This is a genomic window from Binatus sp. (SeqCode), assembly GCF_036522015.1.
Taxonomy (GTDB): Bacteria; Desulfobacterota; Binatia; order Binatales; family Binataceae; genus Binatus.
Genome location: NZ_DATDGQ010000339.1, coordinates 1 through 4,241, shown reverse-complemented (window position 1 = coordinate 4,241; position 4,241 = coordinate 1). Strand labels below are relative to the sequence as shown.

The window sequence follows — 4,241 nt, the reverse complement described above, 5'->3', positions numbered from 1 at the left end:
CCTTGTACATCGTGCCGATGAAAAATTTCTCGCCCTTGCCTTTTGCTTTTTGCATGAAGACGCGTTTGTCGTTTTTCAGGATCTCGAAATAGGCGTCGCTGCCGTCTTTTGCCTTCGCATCGAAGTAGACGCGAGCGACGTAGGGCTGCATGGTTTCCTCTTGATGAGGGGTCACGACGGGAGGCTCGGCGCGGGCGGTCGCGGCGAATCCTGCGGTCAACGTCAAAATCAAGATGGCGGGCAAGGCGGCCCGCCCCACTGATGCGGCGGATTTGCAGAGATCCGGCACGGTGAAAACAGCAGAAGGCGAGGCGCTACGCGGGCGGCGTCGAGGCTGGCGCCGGCTCGATTTGCGCGACGACCGGCGCGGGAGCTTTGTAGCCGCATTCCTTGTTGGCGCATTGCCAGGTGATGCCGGTGCGCTTCAGGTCTTTCTCGACCATGTAGTTCGCGCCGCATGACGGGCACGGCTGCAGGACGACTTTGTTCCAGGCTGCGAACTTACATTTCGGATAACGGCCGCATCCGAAGAAAATTTTGCCGCGGCGGCTGCGCCGCTCGAGGATTTCGCCTTCTTTGCATTCCGGGCACGCGACGCCGGTCTTCACCGGGTCGGATTGCAGGCGCTTGATTCCGTCGCAGTCCGGATATCCTGAGCATCCGAGGAATTCGCCGAAGCGTGAGCGGCGCTTAACCATCGGCTTGCCGCATTTTTCGCAAACTTCGTCCGAGGGCACCGGCGCGGACGGCGCCTTCATCGTGACGGTGCCCTGGTCGTCGCGCGCGATCTCGCCGGTGTTGGTGCATTTGGGGTAGTTCGAGCAGGCGAGGAACTCGCCGTTGCGCCCCCATTTGATCACCATGTCGCCGCCGTCGAGCTCGCATTTGAGGTCGGTGGCCAGCCCCTTGTGCTTGACCTCGGGCATTTTCTTTTTCGCATCGGCCAGGTCCTTCGCGAACGGGCCGTAGAAGCGCTTCATCGTCTTAACCCAGTTCTCGGCGCCCTCTTCAACTTTGTCGAGGTCCTCTTCGAACTGCGCGGTGAAGCTGGATTCGAGAATGTCGGGGAACGCCTTGACCAGCATGTCGTTGACGACCCGCCCGAGCGATGTCGGACGCATCCGCTTGCTCTCGTCCTCTTCGACGTACTCGCGGTTGAGGCTGTTCATGATCGAGACATAGGTGGAGGGACGGCCGACGCCCTGCTCTTCGAGCACCTTGATGAGTGTGGCCTGCGTGTAGCGTGGAGGCGGCTGCGTGAAGTGTTGCTCTGGATCCAGCCCGAGCAGTTTCAGCGTATCGCCTTCGTCAAGCATCGGCAGCGTGCCCTCTTCGTCCTCGGGCTCGTCCTGGCCCTCGATATACACGCGCATGAAACCGTCGAACTTCATCACCTGGCCGGTCGCGCGAAAAATCGCGTCAGCCGATTCGATGTCCACGGTGGTTCGGTCGTACACGGCGGGCATCATCTGGCTCGAGACGAAGCGATTGTAGATAAGCGTGTAGAGCGCGAGCATGTCCTTGTCGAGGAAGCGCGCGATCGACTCGGGGTCGCGCTCGACGGCAGTCGGGCGAATCGCTTCGTGCGCGCCCTGCGACTGCTTGCCGGATTTGTAAAAGTTCGGCTGGTCGGGAATGTACTCTTTTCCGTAGCGTGCACCGATGTGGTTGCGGACGGACTCGAGCGCCTGGTCCGACACGCGCGGCGAATCGGTACGCATGTAAGTGATAAGGCCGACCGCGCCCTCCTCGCCCAACTCGACGCCCTCATACAGCTTCTGCGCAATCTGCATCGTGCGGCGCGGCTGATAGTAAAGCTTGCGCGACGCCTCCTGCTGAAGGCGCGACGTGATGAACGGCGGCGCAGGACTGCGGCGGACTTCCTTGCGCTCGACGCTTTTGACCTTGAAGGGCGCCGCCTCAACGGCCGCGATGATCTCCCGGGCCTGCGCCTCGGGCAGCTTGTACGCCTTGTTGTCGATACGGTCGTCTTTGTAGCTGTAAAGCCGCGCCTTGAACGGCGGTGGATTTTTTCCAGTGAGGCGCGCGTCGAGGGTCCAGTATTCTTCGGCGCGGAATGCCTCGCGCTCGCGTTCGCGATCGACGATTATCCTGAGTGCGACGGATTGCACCCGTCCGGCGCTGATGCCGCGCTTGACCTTGTCCCAGAGCAGCGGGCTGAGCTTGTATCCCACCAGCCGATCGAGCACTCGGCGCGCCTGGTAAGCGTCAAACAGGTTGTGATCGAGCTTCGAGGGATTGGCGACCGCCTCTTTGACCGCGGCGGACGTGATTTCATGCAACAGGACGCGGCTGACCTTGGACCTGGTCTTACCGAGATGCTCGGAGATATGCCACGCGATAGCCTCGCCTTCGCGGTCGGGGTCGCTGGCGAGATAGACGTTATCCTTGCCCTTCGCCGCGGCCTTGATCTCGCTGAGGACCTTCTCTTTGCCCTTGATGGTGACGAAATCGGGCGCGAAATTGTGCTCGATATCGACCCCGAGCTTGCTCTTGGGCAGGTCCACGACATGGCCGACCGAGGGCATGACCTGGTAGTCGCTACCGAGATAGCGCTTGATGGTTTTCGCCTTTGCGGGCGATTCGACGATTACGAGATTTTTTGCCACCGATTTAGGCGCCTCCAAGGCCCCCGTTCCCCAACGCAGGTTTCGCGCCAGCCAAAATCCCCGATGCTACAGGGCTTACACCCTGCCAGACTTATGCAAGCGAGAAAAGCTTGCCGGGATGCTGGGTGACGCGACCTTCGAGTTCCAGTTCCAAAAGTAACCTAAGCACGGTTTGGGCATTTAGCCCGGAGGACTCGATGATCGAGTCAACATGGAGTCTTTCAGAATCTTTTAGATTATTTAAGATAGTTATAGTACTGTCAACGGGTCCTTCAGGAGTCTTGGCATCTATGGACGCTTGGGGCAAGTGCGCTACTTCTGCCACTGCACTTGAACTAGACGTTGGCGGCGCAGGAACTTGTTCAATCCGGGCGGCCTTTTCCATCGCTTGCGGTCTGCCGACCATCTGAGGTGCGAGCTCCTCGATTACGTCCTCGACGCATTCGACCAGCTTCGCGCCCTCTTTCAGCAGGCGATTGCTGCCGCGAGTCTTGCCGCTGAGCGGACTGCCGGGAACGGCGAACACCTGGCGATCCTGCTCGAGCGCCATCCGCGCTGTGATCAGCGATCCACTCTTCTCGGCCGCCTCGACGATCACGACGCCGAGGCAGAGTCCCGACAGGATTCTATTGCGAGTCGGGAAATTCTCGGCCAGCGGCTGCATTCCGATCGGCAGTTCACTGATGAGCGCGCCGCCGCCCTTGATAATCGCCTCAGCCAGCTTGCGATGCTCACCGGGGTAGATAACGTCGACGCCGCATCCGAGTACCGCGAGCGTCTTGCCATGCGCGTCGAGCGCTCCCTGATGGGCCTCGCCGTCGATTCCGCGCGCCAAGCCGCTCACGACGGTGAAACCCTTGGCCGCGAGCTCGAGCCCGAGCCTCTGCGCCATCCGCCGCCCGATATCGCTGGCCGCGCGCGCGCCGACGATCGCGATGCAATTGCTGTCAGTCAACGACGCTGTGCCGCGCACGAACAGGAACGGCGGCGGGTCGGCAATCTGGCGCAAGTTGGGCGGATAGTCGGCGTCGCTCCACTTGACCAGGCGCGCGCCGATGTTCGGCAGCTCGCACAACTCCTTCTCGAGCGGCTCGAAGTCGCGGAACTCGGCGATACTGGATGCGGTGTTGCGCGGGACCCCGGCCGCGGCGATCGCGTCGGGACTGAGCTGAAATATTTTTTCCGGCGTGCCGAACTTTTCGATCAGCAGCTTGCAGGTTCGCGGACCTACTCCATGAACCCGTCTCAATGCGAGCCAGTAAACGTCTGGTGAAGGCATACAAACAATAAGTTGTTCTCAACGGCGAGGATTCGCAACCTTGTCGTCCTTCAATACAGTTGCTCACCTTTGATCCTCTCCCATTCTGGGAGAGGGGAAGAGACGAGTCGCAACCTTTGCTGTCGGTGCGGCGTACCTAAAGAGGGCCAATTTGCGCTGATGCGGCGGGTCCGTTTTATTGACCCTGCGGAATGAATCGCATAAGTTACGCGCAACCGTCTTATCTGCTACTATTAGCCAATTGGCCGCCTGTGCTTGCGGCTGACGGGAGGATTTGGGTATTGAGCGCATCACTAGGAACGATGAATTTCACGGGAATGTCCGCGGCGGAC

Annotated in this window: 3 protein-coding genes; all 3 read right to left on the bottom strand. The window is 60.4% G+C overall.

Features of this window, described 5'->3' with window-relative positions:
* A partial coding sequence (locus tag VIW95_RS14295) for a hypothetical protein (RefSeq protein ID WP_331587684.1) occupies positions 1-289 on the bottom strand: 289 nt, incomplete at its 3' end.
* Positions 290-314: 25 nt separating this feature from the next.
* Complete coding sequence (topA, locus tag VIW95_RS14290) at positions 315-2,630, bottom strand: type I DNA topoisomerase (protein WP_331587682.1); 2,316 nt, start codon at positions 2,628-2,630, stop codon at positions 315-317.
* Between the two features lie 91 nt (positions 2,631-2,721).
* On the bottom strand, positions 2,722-3,909 hold the full coding sequence (gene dprA / locus VIW95_RS14285) for a DNA-processing protein DprA (RefSeq protein ID WP_414645297.1): 1,188 nt from the start codon (positions 3,907-3,909) through the stop codon (positions 2,722-2,724).
* Between the last annotated feature and the right edge of the window lie 332 nt (positions 3,910-4,241).

Bases quoted from the DNA above. Each gene is read 5' to 3' on its own strand.
- dprA (WP_414645297.1), bottom strand. From the start codon at position 3,909: ATGCCTTCACCAGACGTTTACTGGCTCGCATTGAGACGGGTTCATGGA.